Consider the following 18,482-nt stretch of genomic DNA (forward strand, 5'->3'; position numbering starts at 1 on the left):
CGGTGCGCGGGAACGCGCGGGCGCCGAGCCGTTCCCCGTCTTCCGGTACCGCCGCTCCCGGCCGGTTGCGGGAGCGCGTGGCGGACTGCGATGTCCTCCTGGTCATCGTCCACGAAGGGTGGGCGGAGGAGCGGCCCGAGCCGGCCTGAGGCGACCCGAGACACGGGCGGCTCGGACGTACGGCGCCGGGAGGGCCGGGGACCGTGGCCGGTGCGATGATGCCGGGACCGCCGCGCAGGATGAACGACAGCAGGAAGCACCACAGCAGGAAGTGAGCCGATGGACAAGGCAGCCCTGATCCTCCACCCGGTCCGCGCCCGGATCGTCCAGGCCCTGGCCCGGGGCAGGCACACGGCCGGTGACCTGCGCGCGGAGCTGCCGGACGTCGCGGTGACCACGCTCTACCGGCAGCTGGGGAAGCTGGTGGAGGGGGGGCTGCTGCGGGTGGTGGCCGAGACCCAGGTACGGGGTGCGGTGGAACGTACCTACGAGCTGGATGTGGCCGCCGCCCGGATCGAGCGGGAGGAGGGCGCGGAGGTCACCCCGGAGCAGTACCGTGCCGCCTTCGCCGCGTACACCATGAACCTGTCCGGCGAGTTGGAGCGCTATCTGGCCTCGCTGCCCGCGAGCGGCGCGGAGCCGATGGTGGAGGGGTTGCGGTTCGTCCAGGTCAGCGGCTGGTTCGACGCCGATGAACTGGAGAGCTTCCAGGCCCGGTTGAGCGAGCTGGTCAGGACGGCCGGCGGAGGGCGGCCGGGCGGAGGGCGCCGCCGCTTCACCTTCGCCACGGCCACGGTGCCCGCGCCCACGCCCACGCCCACGCCCACCGACGGTACCGAGACCGGGGCCGGGAGCGGTCCCGTACCCCGGCCGGCCGCCTCCTGACCCGACGCCCGGCCCGTCAGACGGCGCCCGACCCCGTCGGAGAGCGTCCGACCCCTCCCGCCGCCCGGCGGCCTCCGCTCCCCCTCCGTCTCTATTTCCACTTCTGGGAATGTTACCGTTTCTGGAAATAGAATGGAGACGATCATGCGCGTACCCTCCCTGACCGCCGCCGCCGGAGCACTGCTCCTGCTGGCCGCGGGTGCTCCCGTCGCCGGAGCCGCCACGGGCACCGGGCCGGGCGGTCCACCGACGGCGCCCAGGACAGCGGCGGCGTCCCAGCCATCCGCCGGCCCGTCCGCCGGCCCGTCCAGCGGCCCGGGACCGCGCTGGGCGCCCTGCGACGCCCAGAGCCTCGCCGGCGTCCAGTGCTCCACCGTGCGGGTCCCGGTCGACCGGGCCGACCCGCGCGGCGAGCAGATCGATCTGCGGCTGGGGCGCTTCCCGGCCACCGGGCAGAGCGAGGGTTCGCTGCTGCTGATCCCCGGCGGACCCGGCGCCGGACTGGAGGCCATGAACGGGCTCGCCCCCATGCTGCGCGTCAAGGAGCTGACGAAGCGGTACGACGTCGTCACCTTCGACCCGCGGGGCGTCGGCGCCAGCGCCCCGGTGGCCTGCGCCCTGCCCGACCCGCCACGCACCACGGACGTCCCGTCGCGGGCCGCGTTCGACCGGCTCGCCACGAACCACGCGGCCTTCGCTGACAGTTGCCGTACCGCGACCGGCGACCGGCTGGACCACCTCTCCGCCGTGGACACCGCCGACGACATCGAGGCCATCCGCCGGGCGCTCGGCGAGGGCGGCCTCGTCGCCTACGGCGGCTCGTACGGCACCAACTACGGCGGCGCCTATCTGGAGCGCTACGGCCACCGCGTCAAGGCGCTCGTCCTGGACGCGGTGGTCGACCACAGCGTCAGCCTCTCCGTGTTCGCCGCCCGCAACGCCCGGGGAGTCGAGGACGCCTTCGGGCGCTTCACCGCCTGGTGCGACCGGGACACCTCCTGCGCGCTGCACGGCGAGGACGTGACCGGGATCGTGGACGACCTCGCCTCCCGTACGTCCCTCCCGGCGCCCGGCGCCCCCCGCCCCGTCTCGGGTATCGATGTGACGATGACCCTGGGGGACCTCTTCTCCGCCGGTGCCCACCCCGATATGGGGTGGCCGCATCTGGCGCGCTCGCTGCGGCAGGCGAAGGACGGCGACGCCTCCGCGTTCGCGTCCGGCCCGCCGTCGGGCCGGGGGCTCTTCCGCGGCGTCCTGTGCGCGGACTTCGGTGCGCAGAAGAGCTACCGCGAGCACGCGGCCATGGCCGACCGGCTGAGCCGGGAGGCACCGCGGTTCGGCGCGAGCCGCTACTGGAGCATCGTGTCGGAGTGCGTCGGCTGGGACCGGCCCGCCACCAACCGCCCGCACCGGCTGGACGTGGGCAAACACCCCCGGGTGCTGGTGGCGTCCAACACCCATGATCCGGCCACGCCGCTGAGCAACGCACTCGCCGTCCACCGGCAGATCCCCAGGAGCAAGCTGCTGGTCGCCGACGCGGACGGGCACCAGACACTCGTCTTCTCCCGGCCCGGATTCGACGTCATCACCCGTTTCCTCGGCGACCCGTCGTCGGTCGGCCGGTACACCTACGTCACCGGCTGACGGCCGGTACGCCCACAGCCGACGCCGACGCGAGCGACGCGAACGGGGGGTTACCTGGGGCGCGGTAATCAAGCGCCAGGGGCGGGGCGGTGGCCCCAGTCTCGACGTACGCGACCGCGCGGCACGCGCCGCCGTACGACAGGAGTCCTCATGTCCGACACCACACCCACACTGGGAGCCCTGGCCGCCGAACTCGACGCGCTCCGGCCTCGGATGGAGGAGGTGAGCCGGGCCATCCACACCCGGCCGGAGCTGAAGTTCGCCGAGTTCCACGCCCGGCGGGTGCTGACCGACTGGCTGGCGGAGGCCGGATTCGCGGTGCGGTCTCCGGTGGGGGGTGTGGACACGGCGTTCGTGGCGGTGCACCGGGGGAGCAGGCCCGGCCCGTACGTCGCCGTCCTCGCCGAGTACGACGCGCTGCCCGGCCTCGGCCACGGCTGCGGCCACAACCTCATCGCGGCCGGGGGTACGGCCGCCGGGATCGCCGTCGTCCGCGCGCTGCCCGACCACGCAGGCACCGTCGCGGTCATCGGCACGCCCGGTGAGGAGATGGGCGGCGCGGGCAAGGTCCGGCTCGTGGGCGCCGGGGTGTTCGAGGGTGTCGACGCGGCGGTGATGTTCCATCCGGGCGACCGCTCGCTGACCGCCGCGCACGCGCTGGCGGCGGCGCATCTGCGGGTCGCCTTCACCGGGGTGAGCGCGCACGCCGCGAAGTCCCCGTGGGAGGGACGCAGCGCACTGGCGGCTGCGCAGTTGTTCCTCGGCGCGCTCGACGCGATGCGTCAGTTCATACCGCCGAGCGCCCGGGTGCACGGCATCGTCTCGGACGGCGGACTCGCCCCCAATGTGGTCCCCGACCGGGCCACGGTGGACCTCTATGTACGGGACCGTACGGCCGCGTCCGCCGAGGCGCTGGTCGAACGGGTCGGCAAGGCGGCCCGGGGCGCGGCGCTCGCCACCGAGACGGACGCGGAGGTCACCGAGACCGGTCCGCTGTACGCGGAGCGGCGTAACAACACGGTGCTCGCGGCTCGATTCGGCGCGACCGTCAGGGCGTTGGGCCTGGACATCACGGCCGGTGCCCCGGACTCCCCGGCCGGTTCGTCCGATATCGGCAACCTCTCCCAACTGCTGCCCGTCATCCACCCGTACGTCCAGACCGCGCCTCTCGGCACCCCCAGCCACTCCGAGGCCATGCGCGACTCATCGGCCACCGCTTTCGCCCACGACCGCACCCGGATCGCGGCGGTCGGCCTGGCGCGGGTCGTGGCCGATCTGCTCACCGATCCCGAGTTCCTGTCGGCGGCGCGGGCGGAGTTCGCGACGGGAGCCCAGGGAACACAGCGAGCCCAGGGAGCAGCGGGAACACCGGAAGCAGCAGGAGCAACGGGAGAGCCGGGCGGGCGAACCCCGGGGGCCGGAACACCGGGAGCGGGAAGCTCAGTTGCCGGAGCGCAGGGTGCAGGAACGCCGGGTGCCGGAACGCCGGGTGCCGGAACTTCCGGAGTCACCGGCCATACACTCCGCCCATGTCGGTCGTGATCGTCCTGGAAGGGGCCGTACCCGGCCGCTTCCCCGTCGCGGTGTCGCCCCTCGCGGAGCTGGCGGCGAGCCTGCATGTACTGACCGAGCACGGGCACCACGCGGATCGCGCGCCCTGGGCCGAGGCCGTCGCCCGTACGGCACCGCCCGCCTTCCGGGCCGGGCTCCGGCGGTACTCACCGCTGTGGTCCGCCCTGCGCTGGCGGGGGTTCTACACCGGACTCGACGGGGCGGCCTCCGGCGACGGTACGGGAACGGGCCGGAGCGGCGGTACGGCAGCGGGCCGGAGCGGCGGTACCGGAGCGGGCCGGGGAGGCCGACCGCCGGCCTCGCCGCAGACCCCGGCCCGGGTCCCGCCACCGGGCCCCGCCCCCGCCCTGGCGCCCGCCATCGCCCGGCTGCCCCTCGACCGGTTCGCCCAGCTCACCGCGTACTCCTGCGCCAGCGGTTACCACGGCTACGACTTCGGCCGCCTCCTCCATGAGCCGGGACAGGCCGCCGCGCTCCGCCACGCCGCGACCCGGCTGCCGGACGGACACCTCGCGCTCGCCGATGACCTGCTGCGCGATCCGGAAGCGCTGCGCGGGGACGTCCTCGGCTTCCTCGAACTGTGCCGCCCGGTCTTCTTCGACGCGCTGTGGGCCGAGACCGAACCCGTCCTCACCCGCGCCGCGCACCGGATGCGACAGCGCATCGCGGACGACGGCCCCGCGTCGGCGCTGCTCTCGCTCAGCCCCGCCAGCGCCCGCCTCACCGGCCCGGACCCCTCCGGCGGCGGCCGTAAGGATCCCGTACGCGTCGTCTTCGACAAGGTGCACCATGCGGTGATCACCCCGGCCCGTACACCGGTCCTGCTCATTCCCACCCTCTACGGCGCCCCTCATCTGATCGTCAAGAACGAGCCCGGTCTGCCGCCCGTCGTCCACTTCCCGGTCGACGCCCCGGTGGTGGGCGTCACCCTGGCCCGCAGCCGCATGCTGGCCCTGACCGACCCCCGCCGCGTACGGCTGTGCCGGCTGATCGCCCGCCAGTCGATGACCACCGCCGATCTGGCCCACCGGCTGTCGATGACCCGCCCCCAGGTCTCCCGCCATCTGCGCACCCTGCGCGACCTGGGGCTGGTGCGCGTGGAACGCAACGGCCGCTATGTGCACTACGGGCTCGACCTCGCGGCGGTCGAGTGCATCGGGCGGGATGTCGCCACCGCGCTTCAGTACTGAACACCGGGCGGACCCGCCTCGTAGACCCGCGCATGCCCTTCGTAGACCCGCGCATGCCCTCGCAGGCGCGGCGCCTGCCCTCGATGACCGGCCAAGAAGGAACATCACCACAACCCCGTCACCTTATTGGCCGGATTGACCGGATGTCAGGCTGGAGAAATGTTTCTGGGGCGTCGCCCGGGGCGGAAGTGGCCGGATAGTGTGACGCGATCCGGTACTCCCGACCGTCGGGTATCGGACAACCGAATCACGTGATCGAACGTCTTCAGGGGAGGGGGACGTTTCGCGTGGCACTGACGGAAGGCTCAGGCGACCGTGGACGCGCACAGCCATGGACGGGCGGGGCGAAGCCGCCCCGCAGACCAGTGGCCGCCACAGCCGCCGGCACCGGACTGACAGGGGGCTGGGGTGGGACAGAACAGAGTGCGGGAGGAGGGGGCGCGGGACCGCGTCCACCGTTCGCACAGAAGCGGTCACACGGCCCGGTCATCCGCCACGCCGCTGGAGGTGAACGCCAACGGCCATGGCCGGTCCGCGCGTTCGGGCTCCGGCACAGGCTCGGGCTCCGGCAGCGGCAGCCGTCGGCCGGGCGCCTCCCGGCGGCGCGGAAAGCGGGGTAAACGCGGCAAACGCCGAATACTGAGGTGGATCGCGATATCCCTCGCCGTACTCGTCCTCGGTACGGCTGGTGCGGCCTATCTCTATATCCAGCACCTCAACGGCAACATCCGCAGCGGCAAGCGCAGCAGTGGCGACAGCGGAGTGGAGAAGGCCAAGCCGAACGCGGCGGGGCAGACTCCGCTGAACATCCTGATCATCGGCTCGGACAGCCGGAACACGGACGCGAACCTCGCGCTCGGGGGCAGCCGCGACACCGTGGGCAGCAAGCCCAGGGCCGATGTGCAGATGCTGCTCCATGTCTCCGCCGACCGCGAGAGCGCCTCGGTGATCAGCATTCCGCGCGACACCCGGGTCAATATCCCTGAGTGCCGGGACGCCAAGACCGGGCAGACGGCCCCCGCCGTCAACACGATCATCAACGAGAGCCTGGCGCGCGGCGGTCCGGGCTGCACGCTGACCACCTGGGAGAAACTGACCGGCATCTACATCGACCACTGGATGATGGTCGACTTCGCCGGTGTGGTGAAGATGGCGGACGCCGTCGGCGGTGTCGAGGTGTGTGTGAAGCACAACGTCCACGACCGGCCGACCCGGCTGGTCAAGGGCGGTTCGGGTCTCAAGCTCAAGAAGGGCCCGAACACCATCCGGGGCAAGCAGGCGCTCCAGTGGCTGCGGACCCGGCACGCGTTCTACAACGACCAGGGCCGGGCCAAGGCCCAGCACATGTACATGAACTCGATGATGCGGGAGCTGAAGAGCCAGAACGCCTTCACGGACACCGGCCGGATCATGGATCTGGCCGAGGCGGGCACCAAGGCCCTCCAGGTGTCCGAGGAACTGGGGTCGGTCAACCGGCTCTTCGACCTGGCCATGGAACTCAAGAACGTACCCACCAACCGCATCACCATGAGCACACTGCCCACGGCCGAGTACCCGGGGAACCGGAACCAGCTCGTGGCCGTCGACCAGGAGGCCGACCGGCTGTGGCAGATGCTCCGCGACGACATCCCTTTCGACAAGAACGGCAAGAACGACAAGGGCGGCAAGGGCGGCCGGCCGGGCGGGGACGAGAAGAAGCCCGCCGCCGGACCGAAGGGTCCGGCCGCCGCCGCGCCGGACACCCTCGGTCTGGTGGTCGTCAACGGCACCGCCGGCAACAACGAAGGCCCCGTGCCCGGCCGGGCGGGCGCCGTCACGGACACCCTGCACACGAAGGGCTTCACCCGGGCCGAGACCTCCCGGAACGTCAACCCGCTCAAGGAGTCCCGGCTCGCCTACCCGGAGGACGGCGGCCCCCAGGCCAGGGCGGACGCCCTGTCGGTGGCCACCGCGGTCGGGCTGCCGACGACCGCGGTCCGGCCATCCGCCGATGTCGACCGGCTGACGCTCACGGTCGGCGCCGACTGGCGTACGGGCACCCTCTACCCGAAGAAGGCCCCGCCCACGGCGGGCGATCTGCCCGACAGCGCCAACGCCATCAACGGCTCGGACTCCAAGGCGTGTATGGATGTGTACGAGCCGTACCGCTGGTGAGTGAGCGACCGGGCGGCGGGCGCAATCCCACCGGTCGCCGTACCGCCGTGGCGGAAGAGCGGCGGCCTACAGTGTGACGACGTCCGATCTCAAGAAATGGGGGCTGATATGGCGCTGTTCGGGAATGCTCATCCGATCGATCCCGCCGCCGCACAGCAGGAATACTCGCGGCTGGTGGGTCAGAACGAGCGGGTCCAGGCCGCGTACCTGCTGATTCGGGACACCATCCTCTTCACCGACCGACGTCTCATCTTCGTCGACAAACAGGGAATCACCGGCAAGAAGGTGGAATACCACTCGGTCCCGTACCGGAGCATCACGCACTTCGCCGTGGAGACCGCGGGCACCTTCGATCTCGACGCGGAACTCAAGATCTGGATCTCGGGCAACTCCACCCCGATGCAGAAGACCTTCACCAAGGGCGTCGACATCTACGAAGTGCAGGCCATTCTCACGCAGTTCGTCGCCCAGTAGCGGCGCGAGGCCGGACACGCGAGGCCGGACACGCGGGGTCTACGGGCGCGGGCTACGGGCGCGGGCCGGGCCGGGCCGGGCCTCCGGAGGACGTCGTCGGGCCGGGGACGTACGAGGCCGTCGGGCCGGGTGCGCGGGGCCGCCCGGAAAGACGCTGGTCCCGGGCGCGGGGGTCGATTCCGCACGCCCGGGACCGCCGGGTGTCGTGGGGCCGGTCAGGGGCCGCCATCGGCGGGCGGATATCAGAGGCCCTCGCTCACGGAGGCCGTCACCCGGTCCGCGCCATGGCCGCGCAGCCGGTAGCTGTCGCCCGTCAGGGAGAGGACGTCCGCGTGGTGGGCGAGCCGGTCGACCATGGCGGAGGTGACCGGGTTGTCGCCGAACACCTCGGTCCAGCGGGCGAGGGGCTTGTCGCCGGTGACGATGACCGAGGCGCGCTCATAGCGGTGGGAGACCAGCCGGAACAGCAGGTTCGTCTCCTCCGGCCCGAAGGGGACGTACCCGATCTCGTCCACGATCAGCAGGTCGTACTGGTCGAGCCGGTCCAACTCCTCGGTCAGCCGCCCGGCCGCATGCGCGTCGGTGAGGCGGGCCACCCACTGGGCGCCGGTGGCGAACTGCACCTCGTGCCCGGCGCGGCAGGCCCGGATGCCCAGCGCCACGGCCAGATGGGTCTTGCCGGTGCCGGGCGGGCCGAGGAAGACCGCGTTGGCGTGGTCGGCGACGAAGTCCAGCTTGCCCAGCCGGTTGACGGCCTCCCAGTCGAGGGAGAGCTGCTGGTCCGCGTCGAACTCCTCCAGCGCCTTGCGGCCGGGGAAGCCCGCCGCGCGGATCCGGGCCTCGGCACCGGAGGCGTCGCGTACCGGACGGGGTTCACGGGCATCACGGGGCTCACGGGCGTCACGGGCGTCCCGGGCCGGCCGGAAGTCCCGGGCATCGGCCGGGTCCCTGGAGTCCTTGGCGGTCCCGGTGTCGTGGGGCTCGCGGCGGCCCGTGCTCTGCGCGGGGATGGTGTCGCGCCGCGATGCGGCGTCCCCGCCCTCCCGCAGCCCCAGGGCGAACTCCGACAGGAACCGGGGTGCGTCCGACGGAAGGGACGGGTGTCCGGTGGGCTCGCCGGACTGCGGGGGGTGGCCGTGCGTCTCCATGGGTCCCGACATATACGCCAGGATCGCGGCCGAGAGGATGAACGCCATATGGATCACCGTCCCCCACAGCAGGGAGTGGTGGGAGGTGTGGTCGACATCCACGAACATCTGGAGCAGATGGACCGAGGAGATACCCACGATGGCCGTGGCCAGCTTCACCTTCAGCACATTGGAGTTGACGTGGGACAGCCATTCCGGCTGATCCCGGTGCCCCTGGAGCCCGATGCGCGAGACGAAGGTCTCGTACCCCCCGACGATCACCATGATCAGCAGATTGGCGATCATCACGACGTCGACGAGTTTCAGAACCGCGAGCATGACATGGGTCTCGTTGGCGTGACCACTGACGATATGCAGCACCAGGTGCCACAATTCGTTGAAGAACTTGTAGACATAGACGCCCTGGGCGGCCACCAAGCCGAAATACAGGGGGGCCTGGAGCCACCGGGTGGCGAAGAGCGCGTATCCGAGCGAGGGAGCCGCGTAACTCCTGACGTCCGGCTTGGGCGAAGCGGACACGGCGTGATCGAGCAACAGCATCTCCAATGGTGGTGGCGTGCGACAGCCGGGCTCAGCCCGCGTACACGCCTCCAACGACCCAGTGAAGGGGAGCGTCACCGCCACTGCGCCACGTGTGGTGCGCCGTTGGCCACGGTGGCCAAAACGGGGCGACGATGGCCGGAAGGCATCCTACGGAGCGGCCGTCCGAAGCCGCCCCGCCCGGCTGTCCGAGTCGCCCGGGTCCGCTCCGGTTCCGCCCGGGTCCGCCGGGTCCGCTGAGTCCGCATGGGTCCAAAACAGCAACAGAGGTTGCCAGCGCCGGGATACCTGCGGTCCACTGGACGGCATGGAGAAGGCAACGGACATCACCCGCGCGCTGACCGAGGTCGGCCCCCGGCTCAAGAGGCTGCGCACCGAGCGCGGCGTCACCCTGGCGGCGCTCGGCGAGGCCACCGGGATCTCCAAGAGCACCCTGTCCCGGCTGGAGTCCGGTCTGCGCCGCCCGAGTCTGGAGCTGCTGCTCCCCATCGCCCAGGCCCACCAGGTCCCGTTGGACGAACTGGTCGGCGCACCCGCCGTCGGCGACCCCCGGGTGCGGCTGAAGCCCCAGCGGATGAACAACCGCACGGTGGTGCCGCTGACCCGCCAGCCCGGCCAGCCCCAGGCGTACAAGATGGTGCTCCCGCCCGGCCGGGAGACCCCGGAGCTGTGTACGCACGAGGGGTACGAATGGCTCTACGTCCTCTCCGGACGGCTGCGGCTGGTCCTCGCCGAGCACGATCTGATGCTCGGTCCCGGCGAGGCCGCCGAGTTCGACACCCGGGTGCCGCACTGGTTCGGCAGCGCGGGCGACCACCCCGTGGAGATGCTCAGCCTCTTCGGCAGCCAGGGCGAACGCATGCATGTACGCGCCAAGCCGGGGACCGGGAAGGCGCCCGCCGGAGCCTGAGGGCTCTGTGCGGCGGGGCTGGGGAGCCGGGCCGGAACCCCGCCCTCAGCGGTCGCCGGGCGGCGCGTACCCCCGGCCGGCCGCTCCCCGGATGCCGCCCCGCCGTGCAGACGGCAGGGTGATCCTCAGCCAAGGACGCGGCCGGGGACGCTCCCCCACGCCCGGCACCGAGGCCACCGAGACCACCAAGGCCACCGAGACCGTGCCGACCCGCACAGACCGAAGGACCGCCCATGTCCCTGACCCACCACCGGCGCCCCGCCCGCGCTGCCGGGGCAGTGCTCCTGATCCTCGCCGCCGCCGGCTGCTCCGGCCTGGGACGTACGGCAGTGGGCACTGTCTCGTACGAGACCGCGCGGGACCGCCATGTGCAGGTGTCGAACCCCCTCGTACGCGGCTGTCACCGGCTCGACCCCGACGGAGCGGTCTCGGTCCACAACAACACACTGGTCGACATCGTCATGTACCCCACGGCCGACTGCTCCGGCGACCAGTCGGCCTATGTGTCGACCCTGTCGTCCAACGTCATCGCACCCCGCGCGGGCCGCTGGCTGAGCTACGACACCATCCACTGACGCCCCTGGGGGCAGCGGGCCGAGCGTTGCTCCACCGGGGCGCGGGCTGGTCGCCTGGGGTGCGGGCCGGTCGCCCGTACGACGCCGGGCCGGCCCGTCCGCACACCCCGCCTCACTCCGCCGGGACCCGGTCGTGCCGCTGCCTTCCCGCGTTCATCGCGGTCAGGGTGACGAGCAGCCCCGCGCCGAAGAGGACGGCGGCGACGGTGAACGCGGTGGTGTAGCCGTGGGTGAGGGCATCGGCCGCGCGGGCGAGGAGGCCGGTTTCCTGGGTCGCGGCGGCGCGGTAGAAGGTGGCGGCCGCGTCCGGGAGCCTGTCGTCGGCGGCCGAGGTGGAGATGGTGGCGAGCACCGCGAGGCCGAGGGCGCCGCCGACCTGCTGGGCGGTGTTGAGGAGCGCGGAGGCGATGCCGGTGTCCTGCGGGCGTACGCCGCTGACCGCGCCGAGGGTCATCGGGACGAAGCCCGAGCCGAGGCCGAGTCCGGTGACGAACATCGCCGGGGCGAGATGGCCGGCGTACGACGAACCGGGCTCCAGGGTGCTGAACCAGAGCATGCCCGCCGCCGCGATCAGCAGACCGGGCCCCGCGATCTCCCTCGGGGAGAAACGGCCGATCAGCTTGGAGCCGAGGGTGGCCGCGATGCCCATGCCGACGCTGAACGACAGATAGGCGAAACCGGTCCTGACCGGGCTGAAGCCGAGGATCTGCTGCATATAGAGGGTCAGGAAGTAGAACGTGGCGAACATGCCCGACCCCATGAACAGCATCGTCACATAGGCGCCCGAGCGGTTGCGGTCCCGGAACAGCCGCAGCGGCAGCATCGGGTGGGCGATCCGCGCCTGGAGGACCAGGAAGACGGCGAGCAGCACCAGCGCGGCGCCGAAGGAGACCAGGGTGAGGGTGTCGGTCCAGCCGTGTTCGCCGCCTCGGGTGATGCCGTAGACGAGGGCGAGGAGGCCGCCGGTGCCGGTGACCGCGCCGGGTACGTCGAGCCGGCCCCGGTCGCGCTCGCCCTCCGCGAGCAGCTTCGTACCCAGCAGGATCGCGATACCGATGGGGATGTTGACGAAGAACACCCAGCGCCAGTCCAGATAGTCGGTGAGGACGCCGCCGAGCAGCAGTCCGACCGTGGAGCCGAGGCCCGCCATCGCCGCGTACACGCCCATCGCCTTGTTACGGGGCTTGCCCTCGGGGAAGTTCGTGGCGATCAGCGCCAGCGCGGTCGGGGCGGCGATCGCGGCCCCGACGCCCTGGAGGATACGGGCGCCGATGAGCAGCGCCTCGTTCGCGGCCAGCCCGCCGAGCAGCGAGGCGAGCGTGAAGACGGCTATGCCGAGGCGGAACATCCGGCGCCGTCCGAAGACATCACCGGCCTTTCCGCCGAGGAGCAGCAGTCCGCCGAAGGCGAGGGCGTAGGAGTTGACGATCCACGCCAGGGTGGTGGCGGAGACTTCCAGATCGGTCTGGATGCTGGGCAGGGCGATATTGGTGATGGTGCCGTCGAGGACGACCATCAGCTGCGCCGCCGCGATCACGAGCAGGGCCAGGCCGAGATGCCGCCCGCCCGGCCCTGCGGCGTCTCGGCCTCGCTCCGGCGCCGGCCGAGGGGCGGCTGCCGGACTGTCGCTGGGCATGGTGGTCTCCGGTGAGGGTCGGGAGGCGGGCCCGGCGGGCGCTGGACCGGAGAGGGTCGAGCAGGAGCCGGTCCAGCGGATGCTGGCCGCCACCCATAAAAAATAAACAGGTGTTGAGTTTTATTTCTCACCGGACGTTGAGAAAATATGTGAGGTGCGCCACACGGTCGGGTCGGGTTCGAGGCGCACCGAAGGCCCGGGGAACACCCGAGGGCCCCGCGCACGTGTCCGCTCCCGAGGGGAAACGCCTCCTGTCAAAAAGGTTGGCGCGCGGCCGAGGCGGGCCATCGCGACCACAGCATCTCGGCCCTGACCGAGGTGCTCAGGAAGCCGTGACCGGCCGCCGGTCAGTGCTCTGGAAGCCGTGACCGGCCGCCGGTCAGTGCTCAGGGCACGGCGACCGGCCGCCGGTCAGTGCTCAGGAAACCGTGACCGGTCACCGGTTCAGCCGCCGCCCGGCTCCGCCGGTTCGATCAGCGAGCGCAGCACCGGTACCGCGAGGCGCAGGATGTCCTCCACGTCCGCACCCGCCAGGTCCGGCATCCGCAGCAGATGGCGGTGGGTCGCGATGCCCATCATCATCGCGCCGGTCAGCGCGGCCCGCAGCCGGGCGTCGGGGTCGTCGAGCCGCGCGGCGACCGGGTCGATCGCCTGCGCGGTGACCCGGGTACGCAGCAACTCGGCGGCCTCGTCACTGGTCATGCTGGTCCGCAGCAGCGCGGTCATCGGGCTGTCCGGGTCCTTCGACCAGGCGCCGAGCATGGTGCGCAGATAGTTCTCCAGCGACTCGCCCGGGTCGTCGGTGGTCAGCTCGGCGACGGGGATCTCCCAGTCGACGGCCTCGCGGAACAGCTCCTGCTTGGTGCCGAAGTACTGGATGACGGACGCCTTGTCGACATCCGCCGCCGCCGCGATGGCCCGGATGGTGGCCCGCTCGTAGCCCACCTTCCCGAACTGCGCGCGCGCCGTCTGAAGAATGCGCCGCCGGGTGCGTTCGCCCTTGCGCTCACCCTTCCGCTCGCCCTCGCGCTCGCCCTCGCGCTCGCCCCTCCGCTCGCCCTCGCGCTCGATACGGGACGCCCCGGGGGCATCGGCCCTGGCCACGCCGGTCTCCTCTCCGCCGACTGGCATCCGATGCTACAAGCGCCGGTCACAACACCGTCCCGTGCCGCCCGGGACACGCTTCGTTCACGGCTCAACCGGCAATGCTCCGTGGTACGCACTGTCATCCGAGATACGCGCTGTCGGTGCGTCGCGCGCGCGACCTTCGTACGCTTGCCGCATACGGGGAACGCGCTCCGTCGTATCCACACGGGGGAAGGAGCGGGGCAGTGGTCATGGGGGAGTTACGGCCTGCGGCGGGCACGGGGAGGCTGCGCGTCCTCTCGGCCCGGGGGACGGTCCACGGCGCCGGGGTCCTGGTGACACCCACGATGGTGCTCACCTGCGCGCATGTGGTGGCGTCCGCAACCGGCGCCGGAGCGGGCGGCAGGAACGGTCCACCGCCCGACGCCCCGGCGGGCCCGGTCTATCTGGCGGCCGAAGGCCCAGGGGTCGCCACGGGTGCGGGCGGCGCCACGAGTGCAGGGGGCGCCACGGGTGCGGGGGGCGCCACGGACACCTCCCCCGCCGAGGCGACGGTCGTCGCGGGCGGCTGGTTTCCCGGCCCGTACGCCGGCGGGGCGTCCGGCGACCTCGCGGTGCTGGTGACCGCGCCCCTCGCGGGCACACCGGCCCGCCTCGGGAGGTGCGGTGAGCCGGACCGGCGTGAGGTGAGCGTGTACGGGCATCCCGAGCCGGTCCCCGACGGCCTCTGGGCGACGGCCCGGCTGGTGGGGCGGGGCGGGCCGCACCACGAGTGGGTCCAGTTGGAGGGCGCGGGGACGACGGGGGCCAGGATCGAGCCGGGCTTCAGCGGGGCCGGGGTGTGGGACCCGGCGGCGGGCCGGATCATCGGGCTGATCACCGCCGCGTACAACGAACGCGACACCCGGATCGCCTGGATGCTCCCGACCGAGGCCATCGCCCGGCTGTGGCCCGGACTTCACGAACTGTGCCCCGACGCCGGAGCCCCTGCCGCGAGCCCCACCCCACCTCCCGCCCAACTGCCCTCCGACGCCGCCCAGTTCGCCATCGCGGACGCCCTGCTGCGCGTGCCCCGGGTCGAGGACGACGGCGCCGCGACCCTGCGCAGGCTGCTGCCCGCCGTGATCCGGCACAGTGTCCGGGACAGCGTGACGCCCCGGCTCCAGACGTTCTACGTCGTACGGGCGTGTGTGGACCACCGCCAGGGGCGGCGGGCCCTCGCCGACGCCCTGCGGCTGATCGACGACGCGTCGGAGCCCGCGCGGGCGGCGCTCGGCCTGCTCGACAGAGTGTGGCCGGCGGACCCGGGCGGTGGTGCCGGGTGACGGAGGACTGGAGTCCGCCGAAGATCGTGCTCGACGCGCTGGACCGGGTGCCCGCGTTCGACGAGACGGCCACGCTCCGCGAGTGCGCGCGGATCACCGGCCGCCGGCTGGGATCCTCGATCGCGCTGCCGGAGAGCAGCAGGCGGCGTACGTATCTGTCCTCGCTGCTGATGGCCGTGCTGGAGTACCCCGACGGCCTCCATGTGCTGGGCGCCGTGGTCGAACTGCTGGAGGGCGACACCCGGCACACCGAGCGGGTGCGCGTCGCCATCGCGGTGGCCGAGGTGCCGCTGTTCCCGGCGAAGGAGTGGGCGCGGCTGATGGCCCTGCTCGGGGGGCTCGATGTGCCCGACATGGCCGCCGTGTACAAGGACTTCCTGCGCTACCGCGCCGACCCGCCGCCCTCGTACTGCACCGAGCCCTGGCTCGCGGTCGTCCATTCCGCGACCCTCAACGCCCGGCCCGGCCAGCCGCTGCCCTGTGTGCTGCTGGTCGAACAGCTCGCCCGGTACGCGAAGGACCAGCAGCGGCAGGAGCTGCTCGACTGGGTGGCCGAGCACCGCGTCCGACCCGACGAGCACCCGGGCCACCCGGGCCAGACAGGCCACCCGGGCCAGACGGGCCAGACGGGCACCCCCGGCCACCCAGGTCACCCCGGTCACCCCGGCCAGGCGGCCGACCGCACGGGCGGTGAGGCGCCGGCGCTCGCCGTCGCGGTGGCCGGGACCGATGCCATCGCCGCCGCCGGTCCCCCTTCCGTGACATCGATTCAAGCCATCGGCGAGGAGCGCGATGAGCGGGAGGATCTGTGGGAGCCGGGCGCCTGTCTGCTGATCCGACTGCGCCCGCTGCCCGACCCCGACCACGACGGCGAACGGCTGCTGTCGTACTGGTGGCGGCTGGGCGGGCCCGAGCCCTACCCGGTCCGGGGCGGCGATCTGCGGATCGGTGTGGACGAACTGCCCGAGCACGTCCAGTCGCTGGTGGAACAGGCCGAGACCGGCTGGGCGTACTTCTGCAAGGAGGATCTGACGCTGGAGTTCCTGCTCCCCAGGGAGCTGCTGCAACTGCCGGTGGAGCGCTGGGCGAAGAAGGGCTTCCACGGCGCGGACGGCACGCTCGGAGAGGACCATCCGGTGGTACTGCGCAGCCTCGAACGGATGGAACGCACCGACACGCACGGCCGCTGGGGCCGACGCTGGGACGCGCTCCGGGACGACCGCGCGGGCCCGGTCCACTGGTTCCCCGACGACCAGCGCTCCCGGCTGCTCACCGATCCGCCCCCCGCGGTGGTCGTCCTCAGCGGCCCGCCGCGCCATCCGGCGGCGGGCGGTCCTGGCGTGGACGAGCTGGGGGAATCGCTGCGCGCCGGGGTTCCGGTGGTCGTCTGGGACAGGCGTGGCGGAAGCGATCCGGTGTTCCGGGGCGAGCTGGCCGATCTGATGGCCAGTAAGGGAATCCGCCGACTGCCGGATGCGGTCAGATCGTTGCGCATCGACGCGAAAGACGAGGATGCTACAGGGGGAGACTCTACGCTCGGTCGCCATGTGGCGCTGCTGTGGGACGATCCGTACCGCCTTCCCGGCGTACGGGCACCCATCGCCGCGTCTTCCGCGCAGGGGAGGCAGAGGGGGAGGACAGGTCGAGATGCATCCTGACGACGGCGAGGCACGGGGCGGGCGCCCCAGGGCCGCACGCGGTTCCGCCAAGAGTCCTCGCGGCACCGGCCGGGACACCGACGCGCTGCCGCACGTCCCCGGCCAGCCGGTGGGCGACGGCTCCGAGCAGCCGCCGGACCCGGGTGGGAGCGACGGCACGCCCGGCACCGGCACGCCCTCCCCCGACCAGACGCGGTGGTGGATCTACCGGGGCACCGGCCGGCCGCTGTACGACACCAGTCTGCGCGAGCTGCTGCCCGACCCTCCCCCGTGGCGGCGGTTCACCGGCGCCCCCGTCGTCCCCCCGCCGCCGTCCGACGACGAGGAGATCGAGCGCAGGCTCGGCAGGTTCGCCTCACCGGCCCTGACGTCCGGGCAGCTCCGCCGCGAGGCGGACATGGTCAACGCGGCCCTGTATCTGCGCCGCCCCCTGCTGGTGACCGGCCGGCCCGGCACCGGCAAGTCGTCCCTGGCGTACCGGATCAGCCGGGAGCTGCGCCTGGGCCGCGTCCTGCGCTGGCACATCACCAGCCGCACCACGCTCCGCTCCGGGCTGTACGAGTACGACGCGATCGGCCGCGTACAGGATTCGGCGGCGCTGCGGACCCTGGAGGGCGTACGGGATCCGGCCGCGTTACGGACCCTGGCGGGCGATGCGGCACCGCCCGGCACCCCGAAGCCGGGACCGGCCGCCGCTCCGAACCCGGGACTGGCCGCCGCTCCGAACCCGGGACCGGCCGCCGCCCCGGAACCGGAGCCGGGAGGGCCCGGCGCCCCGGCCCCCGGGGGCGGCGCGGACGCCGCGCTCCCCGGGATCGGCGACTATCTCCAGCTCGGCCCGCTGGGCACGGCGCTGCTCCCGCACGAGACCCCCCGGGTCCTGCTCATCGACGAACTCGACAAGTGCGACCAGGATCTGGCGAACGACCTGCTCAGCGTGTTCGAGGAGGGTCAGTTCCCGGTCCCCGAGCTGCTGCGGGTCCGCCGCCGGCACCCCCGGGTGAGCGTGCTGACCGACGATCCTCGGGGCAGCGCGGACATTGTCGACGGAATCGTGCGCTGCCGGGCCTTCCCCGTCGTGATCATCACCTCCAACGGCGAGCGTGAGTTCCCGCCCGCGTTTCTGCGCCGCTGTCTGCGGCTGGACATGCCGGACCCCGATCACTCCCAGCTCGTCGACATGGTCGCCGCCCATCTCACCGAGTCCACCGTGACCGGCACCCGGGGCGGCGAGCTGATCGGCCAGTTCCTCCAGCGCAGCCGTGAGCGCGGTGGCCTGGCCGTCGACCAGCTGCTCAACTCCGTCTTCCTGGCGACCTCGGGACGCTTCCCCGAAGGAGACGGCGAAGAAGCACTCCAGGAGCTGGTGGACGCCCTGTGGCACCGGCTCGACGGAGCGGGGGCGGAATCGAGGACAGGATGACCGCACCGGCGGCGGTGCCCCCGGAGCCGCCCGCCCGGCCCGTCACGGCCGCGCGGGCCGACACCCGTGCGCCCGAACGGGAGCCGCCGACCTGGAGCGAACTGGGCGACGCCCTCTATCTGGCCGCCTGTCAGGATGCCGCCATGCCCCTGCGGGACGCGCCGGGCAGGCCCCCGGTGCGCCGTACGGCGGGCCGGACCGCCCGCCCACAGGAACCGCAGGAACCTCAGGAGCGGCAGGAGCGGCAGGAGCCGCCGGGCCC

General features: G+C 72.5%; 15 protein-coding genes and 1 pseudogene. 13 read left to right on the forward strand and 3 right to left on the reverse strand.

All coding sequences use genetic code 11. From position 1 onward, the window contains the following. Positions 1 to 2 precede the first annotated feature (2 nt). The 7 genes from ACWF94_RS03410 to ACWF94_RS03440 all read left to right on the forward strand — a co-directional run bounded on the left by ACWF94_RS03410 (position 3) and on the right by ACWF94_RS03440 (position 7,919). Entirely contained in the window at positions 3 to 149 is a 147-nt protein-coding gene (locus tag ACWF94_RS03410) for a hypothetical protein (protein WP_453484218.1), read from the forward strand. 130 nt (positions 150 to 279) lie between these two features. Next, a complete protein-coding gene (locus ACWF94_RS03415) occupies positions 280 to 885 on the forward strand; it encodes a helix-turn-helix domain-containing protein (protein WP_453484220.1) in 606 nt (201 codons plus the stop codon). 144 nt (positions 886 to 1,029) lie between these two features. Beyond that, positions 1,030 to 2,529, forward strand: coding sequence for an alpha/beta fold hydrolase (locus ACWF94_RS03420; protein WP_453484222.1), 1,500 nt, complete (start codon positions 1,030 to 1,032; stop codon positions 2,527 to 2,529). Positions 2,530 to 2,679: 150 nt separating this feature from the next. After that, positions 2,680 to 4,071: an amidohydrolase gene (locus ACWF94_RS03425; RefSeq protein WP_453484224.1), complete on the forward strand. Its 1,392-nt coding sequence runs from the start codon at positions 2,680 to 2,682 to the stop codon at positions 4,069 to 4,071. Beyond that, the gene (locus ACWF94_RS03430) at positions 4,059 to 5,291 is read left to right on the forward strand and encodes a DUF5937 family protein (protein ID WP_453484226.1); all 1,233 of its coding nucleotides are present in this window, start codon (positions 4,059 to 4,061) and stop codon (positions 5,289 to 5,291) included. Before ACWF94_RS03425 ends, ACWF94_RS03430 begins: the two co-directional genes overlap by 13 nt. Before the next feature lie 408 nt (positions 5,292 to 5,699). Then, entirely contained in the window at positions 5,700 to 7,445 is a 1,746-nt protein-coding gene (locus ACWF94_RS03435; protein ID WP_453484227.1) for an LCP family protein, read from the forward strand. A 108-nt stretch (positions 7,446 to 7,553) separates the two neighbouring features. Beyond that, positions 7,554 to 7,919: a PH domain-containing protein gene (locus tag ACWF94_RS03440; RefSeq protein ID WP_453484248.1), complete on the forward strand. Its 366-nt coding sequence runs from the start codon at positions 7,554 to 7,556 to the stop codon at positions 7,917 to 7,919. Positions 7,920 to 8,161: 242 nt separating this feature from the next. Here ACWF94_RS03440 and istB read toward each other — a convergent pair whose 3' ends face one another. Beyond that, positions 8,162 to 9,607, reverse strand: a complete 1,446-nt coding sequence (istB, locus tag ACWF94_RS03445; protein WP_453484229.1) for an IS21-like element helper ATPase IstB — start codon at positions 9,605 to 9,607, stop codon at positions 8,162 to 8,164. A gap of 307 nt (positions 9,608 to 9,914) precedes the next feature. Here istB and ACWF94_RS03450 point away from each other — a divergent pair, with 307 nt between their 5' ends. After that, the gene (locus ACWF94_RS03450; protein ID WP_453484231.1) at positions 9,915 to 10,517 is read left to right on the forward strand and encodes a helix-turn-helix domain-containing protein; all 603 of its coding nucleotides are present in this window, start codon (positions 9,915 to 9,917) and stop codon (positions 10,515 to 10,517) included. Between the two features lie 233 nt (positions 10,518 to 10,750). After that, a complete protein-coding gene (locus ACWF94_RS03455; RefSeq protein ID WP_453484233.1) occupies positions 10,751 to 11,092 on the forward strand; it encodes a hypothetical protein in 342 nt (113 codons plus the stop codon). A 112-nt stretch (positions 11,093 to 11,204) separates the two neighbouring features. Here ACWF94_RS03455 and ACWF94_RS03460 read toward each other — a convergent pair whose 3' ends face one another. Both ACWF94_RS03460 and ACWF94_RS03465 read right to left on the reverse strand, forming a co-directional pair. After that, on the reverse strand, positions 11,205 to 12,728 hold the full coding sequence (locus tag ACWF94_RS03460) for an MFS transporter (protein WP_453484235.1): 1,524 nt from the start codon (positions 12,726 to 12,728) through the stop codon (positions 11,205 to 11,207). Between the two features lie 444 nt (positions 12,729 to 13,172). Then, positions 13,173 to 13,832 (reverse strand): TetR/AcrR family transcriptional regulator, encoded by a 660-nt coding sequence (locus ACWF94_RS03465; protein ID WP_453484237.1) that lies wholly within the window; start codon positions 13,830 to 13,832, stop codon positions 13,173 to 13,175. Positions 13,833 to 14,065: 233 nt separating this feature from the next. Here ACWF94_RS03465 and ACWF94_RS03470 point away from each other — a divergent pair, with 233 nt between their 5' ends. The 4 genes and pseudogenes from ACWF94_RS03470 to ACWF94_RS03485 all read left to right on the forward strand — a co-directional run. Next, entirely contained in the window at positions 14,066 to 15,139 is a 1,074-nt protein-coding gene (locus tag ACWF94_RS03470; RefSeq protein ID WP_453484239.1) for an effector-associated domain 2-containing protein, read from the forward strand. After that, entirely contained in the window at positions 15,136 to 16,797 is a 1,662-nt protein-coding gene (locus ACWF94_RS03475) for a VMAP-C domain-containing protein (protein WP_453484241.1), read from the forward strand. Before ACWF94_RS03470 ends, ACWF94_RS03475 begins: the two co-directional genes overlap by 4 nt. Further along, positions 16,787 to 18,220 carry an AAA family ATPase gene (locus ACWF94_RS03480; protein ID WP_453484243.1) on the forward strand — a complete coding sequence of 478 codons (1,434 nt, stop codon included), beginning with the start codon at positions 16,787 to 16,789 and terminating at the stop codon, positions 18,218 to 18,220. Before ACWF94_RS03475 ends, ACWF94_RS03480 begins: the two co-directional genes overlap by 11 nt. Further along, a pseudogene (locus ACWF94_RS03485) lies at positions 18,217 to 18,482 on the forward strand (hypothetical protein); the annotation flags it as partial. The gene ACWF94_RS03480 and the pseudogene ACWF94_RS03485, both read left to right, overlap by 4 nt.

This window comes from Streptomyces sp. NPDC055078 (assembly GCF_053607985.1).

Excerpts from the sequence above, each read along its gene's own strand:
- ACWF94_RS03415 (WP_453484220.1), top strand. The coding sequence starts at position 280 with ATGGACAAGGCAGCCCTGATCCTCCACCCGGTCCGCGCCCGGATCGTC.
- ACWF94_RS03420 (WP_453484222.1), top strand. The coding sequence starts at position 1,030 with ATGCGCGTACCCTCCCTGACCGCCGCCGCCGGAGCACTGCTCCTGCTG.
- ACWF94_RS03425 (WP_453484224.1), top strand. The coding sequence starts at position 2,680 with ATGTCCGACACCACACCCACACTGGGAGCCCTGGCCGCCGAACTCGAC.
- ACWF94_RS03430 (WP_453484226.1), top strand. The coding sequence starts at position 4,059 with ATGTCGGTCGTGATCGTCCTGGAAGGGGCCGTACCCGGCCGCTTCCCC.
- ACWF94_RS03440 (WP_453484248.1), top strand. The coding sequence starts at position 7,554 with ATGGCGCTGTTCGGGAATGCTCATCCGATCGATCCCGCCGCCGCACAG.
- istB (WP_453484229.1), bottom strand. The coding sequence starts at position 9,607 with ATGCTGTTGCTCGATCACGCCGTGTCCGCTTCGCCCAAGCCGGACGTC.
- ACWF94_RS03450 (WP_453484231.1), top strand. The coding sequence starts at position 9,915 with ATGGAGAAGGCAACGGACATCACCCGCGCGCTGACCGAGGTCGGCCCC.
- ACWF94_RS03455 (WP_453484233.1), top strand. The coding sequence starts at position 10,751 with ATGTCCCTGACCCACCACCGGCGCCCCGCCCGCGCTGCCGGGGCAGTG.
- ACWF94_RS03460 (WP_453484235.1), bottom strand. The coding sequence starts at position 12,728 with ATGCCCAGCGACAGTCCGGCAGCCGCCCCTCGGCCGGCGCCGGAGCGA.
- ACWF94_RS03470 (WP_453484239.1), top strand. The coding sequence starts at position 14,066 with ATGGGGGAGTTACGGCCTGCGGCGGGCACGGGGAGGCTGCGCGTCCTC.
- ACWF94_RS03480 (WP_453484243.1), top strand. The coding sequence starts at position 16,787 with ATGCATCCTGACGACGGCGAGGCACGGGGCGGGCGCCCCAGGGCCGCA.